This is a genomic window from Runella limosa DSM 17973 (assembly GCF_000482465.1).
GTDB classification, from domain to species: Bacteria; Bacteroidota; Bacteroidia; order Cytophagales; family Spirosomataceae; genus Runella; species Runella limosa.
Window position 1 is genome coordinate 1 of the sequence record NZ_AXVJ01000089.1, and the last position, 3826, is coordinate 3826.

The following is a 3826-nucleotide window of genomic DNA, read 5'->3' on the forward strand; positions in this document are numbered from 1 at the left end:
GTGGCGTTTTCAGCAGATTTGACCCCATCCAGGACGATATCAATAAAGAAATCGTGTCGCTTGCGAATCTGGTGAATCAGAAAGCAGAGCAAATACAGGTACCGGTCTGAATGGGCGGCTATTTTGTCCGTATCAGCAATCGTAGTCCAGTAGGCGTGGTAGTCGATAATGGCATCGGAAAGACTCAGTTGCCCGATAAGGGCTTGCAGCCTTTCCAGACGGCTTTTTAACACGATAAATTGGGCAAGACTGCTGGCAATTTCTGAGGGTCTATTAGACTGGTTGATCGTTTTAAAGCCGACAATATCGGCATTTTGGTAGGCCGCTTTCCTTTCCAGAAATTCATCCAGCACGGCTTTGTGTTCCTGAGTCAGATGAGTTGCCAGCGCCTGGCTTAACTGTTTTCCTGCCGAAACCAGCGTTTCGTTAATCACCCGCAGGTATTTGTCATAGGCCGGAGATTCCATGCGGGCCCTAAACAAATAAGACTGCGTTTCAAACAACACCTTTCGGGGCATGAGTTGTCGCTCCACCAGCTGCTGAATATGTTTGCGCAAGAAGGTTTCCTCCAAAGGCTGCCAGCCGGAAAGCTGAAGGATTCGCTCCCGGTGATGATAAGCCATCTGTTTGTTATAGTGGGCCTGGAAAGGAATATCGTCCCAATTAATCCCTAAAGTCTTTACTACAAAGATTTGATCCGGACTGCGAAAGTCTCCCACTTCAAAGAAACGGCCCACGGCTTTGAAATACCCCCACTGCAAAAGAAAGCCCGCCTTAGCGAGCGGATGCCGAAGTTTGGCAAGTTCCTTTCCGAGTGCTTCATCTATCGCAAAGAAATAGCGTTGCTCTTCCAGGTTAAGTACCGGAGGAGTATTAAAGACTTTGATTTCAGAAGCTTGTAATAATTTGATTCGGCTCATAGTTGGCTGTACCTGAAAAAGAAAGATACTTCTGTAAGTCTTTAATCAGTAAGTCGTTAGCAAAATACCACTTGCAAGCCATTCAGACCAACTGTTTGATCAGACCAACCGGTTGAGAAGTGGTGTTCTTCTTTTGGCAGGCCATGCGGAATTGGATTATCAGAGCCGAAAAGATGGTAAGACCTCCGACCACCAGTATGGACGGATAAATACCTACCCAGTCAGCCAGTATGCCGGTCAGTAAGGCCCCGATGGCATACCCTAAATCCCGCCAGAAACGGAATACGCCCATACTGGCAGCTCTTTGTTCCGGATGGGTATCCGAAGCAATGGCGGCCAGAAATGTAGGATACACTACCGCAGTTCCCAGTCCCAATAAGGCGGAGATGGTCATAAAATGCCAAAAGGCTATCGCCCAGGGGAAAAGCACAATGGCTACTCCCTGCAGGAACATGCCGTAGAACAGCAACCGCTTTTTACAATACTTGTCGGCCAAGGCTCCGGTAAAGAGTTGTCCTACGCCCCATACGGCCGGGTAGGTCGCTACAATTACCCCGATTTGCTCCAGGGAAAAACCCTTCAGCGACAACAGTACCGGCAAGAGTCCCCAGACCATTCCGTCATTTAAATTATTGACCAGTCCGGCCTGGGTAACGGCTCCCAGATTGGAGTGAGCGAAAGTAGTATCCCAAAACACATTCAAAAGCTTTTGCTGCCCGCTACGGCCCGTTTCCAGTTTTACATGGGATGCCGTGTCCTTGACCAGAAAGATACTTCCCACAAGGCCAATGACGGCAAACCCTGCCCCCATCAGGAAAGGATAGGGTCTGATACCATAGCGGGAAGCCAAATACCCGGTCCCAAAAGCGACCAGGGCAATCGACAAGTACCCGGCAGATTCATTGATGCCCATGGCCAGTCCCCGGTTCTTTTCGCCCACCAGGTCTATTTTCATCACCACAGTCGAAGACCAGCAGAGTCCCTGGTTAATGCCCAGCAGCACGTTGGCCAACACGATATAATTCCAACTGGGAGCAAACATGAGAATCAGGGGAACCGGCAGGCCAAAAAGCCAGCCGTACACCAGCAGATTCTTTCTCCCTACGCGGTTGGCCAAGGCCCCGGTGAAGTAATTGGTGAAGGCTTTGCTTACGCCAAAAACGACAATAAAAGATAGCAGGGCCGTGCGGGCCACCAGGCCAAACTCCTGCTCGGCCAGCTCGGGGAGCAGCGTTCGCTCCAGGCCAATCATTCCCCCAACAAAGCCATTGATGATTACCAGCAGGGTAAACTGGGGCCAGTTCTCCCGCAGCCCCAGGACGGTAGGAATTGTGGACATAACGGTAATTCTTTATAAGGTGGGAAGGAAAAAAAGCATATCGCCTGATGTGGATAGTTATAGCGGTACAAAAGAATCTCCTCCGGGAATATAACTTAGGCCATGTGAAAGGGAAGGTTTCGGCTTTTCCAATCCGGGAATCCTTCTTCCAGGCGCCAAGCCTTAATGCCTTGTTTTTGCAGTTGTTCGACGGCTTCATCAGCAAACACACAGAAGGGGCCCCGGCAGTACACAATCACCGGTTTGTCTTTGGGTAAAGCGGCAATCCGTTCCGAAAGGTGTTCCATCGGGACCGATAAGGCTTGGGGAATGTGTCCGGCCCGGTACTCTTTTTCGGGCCTTACATCCAGGACCACTACATTTTCCTGTCGGACTTTCTCGATCAGCTCGTCGATGGATATTGACTGGAAGGAGTTTTTCTGCTCCCGGAAGTCTTTTAGGGTCCGCTCGATCTGGGCAAAACGTTCTATTCCTAAGTCCCGAAGTGATTTCCATACCAGATAGACTTTTTCATCGGCTAACCGGTAATGCACATAATGGCCTTCTTTCTGAATGCTGACCAGTTGAGCTCCCTTCAAAGTCTGTAAATGCTGGGAAGCATTGGCTATGCTGACATCAAGTTGCGTAGCAATTTCTTCTACCGTGCGGCTCGACTGGGCCAACAGGTCAATGATTTGCAGCCGGTAGGGATTGGCTAAGGCTTTAGTAAGACCAGCCAGTTCCGAATAGACTTTTTCTTTAAACTCCTTTTTTTCCATGGGCTTCCAGATGAATGAATCAAAGGTAAAGGTTTGTAATTATTCAATAGAATTATTGAATAATTATCTTCATTAAATTGGGTCACAAAAACGTGGGTTTTCCGGTACAGGAAAAATCGAGAGGCTAAAGCGTCAAAAATTAAAATTTACTTGTACCCGAAAGTTATATTCGATATCAATATACCCTATATTTGAAAAGACGGCATAAAGGGTACAAAATCGGGTATTATGAAAATTGGCTACGCAAGAGTATCAACGCAAGAGCAGATATTGGACCTTCAGCTGGATGCTTTGAAAAAGGCCGGGTGTGAAACGATTTTCACCGATAAGGTATCAGGCATAAAAGTTTATAAACCCGAGTTCGAGAAACTCTTGCTTTACGCCCGGGAAACAGACACCATTATTATCTGGAAGCTGGATCGTTTGGGTAGGTCTACCAAGCAACTCATTGAACTGGTAGAAATGCTTGGTAAGCGCGGAATTAATTTGATTTCCCTCAATGACCCGATTGACACCACTTCTCCCAGTGGCGTCTTAGTCTTTCAAATCTTTTGTGCCTTGGCCGAACACGAACGGAATCTGATTGTGCAGCGCACTAAAGCCGGATTACAATCGGCCAGGGCTCGGGGGAGAATGGGAGGACGGCCGCAAGGGTTAGCCGTAAAATATCAAAAGGTCGCCCCAGCGGTAAAAGACCTGTATGTAGCAGGACAAAGGGTAGTTTTGCCGTTTCGTACAAAAACCGTCACTTGGGCGTTTGCTCGCTAAAGGGGCGTATAAGTTGGAAATCCATCAACGCTTTCCAGTCA

4 protein-coding genes are annotated in these 3826 nt (G+C 48.2%); 1 reads left to right on the plus strand and 3 read right to left on the minus strand.

Translation table 11 applies throughout. The annotated features are described in order from the left end of the window. The 3 genes from K339_RS33225 to K339_RS0109755 form a co-directional block, all read right to left on the minus strand. A partial coding sequence (locus K339_RS33225) for a DUF4158 domain-containing protein (RefSeq protein ID WP_037299980.1) occupies positions 1-920 on the minus strand: 920 nt, incomplete at its 3' end. A gap of 82 nt (positions 921-1002) precedes the next feature. Beyond that, a complete protein-coding gene (locus K339_RS33230; RefSeq protein WP_051397917.1) occupies positions 1003-2259 on the minus strand; it encodes an MFS transporter in 1257 nt (418 codons plus the stop codon). A gap of 95 nt (positions 2260-2354) precedes the next feature. After that, the gene (locus K339_RS0109755; RefSeq protein WP_028523417.1) at positions 2355-3017 is read right to left on the minus strand and encodes a metalloregulator ArsR/SmtB family transcription factor; all 663 of its coding nucleotides are present in this window, start codon (positions 3015-3017) and stop codon (positions 2355-2357) included. A gap of 228 nt (positions 3018-3245) precedes the next feature. Here K339_RS0109755 and K339_RS33235 point away from each other — a divergent pair, with 228 nt between their 5' ends. Further along, the gene (locus K339_RS33235; protein ID WP_037299985.1) at positions 3246-3785 is read left to right on the plus strand and encodes a recombinase family protein; all 540 of its coding nucleotides are present in this window, start codon (positions 3246-3248) and stop codon (positions 3783-3785) included. Positions 3786-3826: the final 41 nt, after the last annotated feature.

Bases quoted from the DNA above. Each gene is read 5' to 3' on its own strand.
- K339_RS33230 (WP_051397917.1), bottom strand. From the start codon at position 2,259: ATGTCCACAATTCCTACCGTCCTGGGGCTGCGGGAGAACTGGCCCCAG.
- K339_RS0109755 (WP_028523417.1), bottom strand. From the start codon at position 3,017: ATGGAAAAAAAGGAGTTTAAAGAAAAAGTCTATTCGGAACTGGCTGGT.
- K339_RS33235 (WP_037299985.1), top strand. From the start codon at position 3,246: ATGAAAATTGGCTACGCAAGAGTATCAACGCAAGAGCAGATATTGGAC.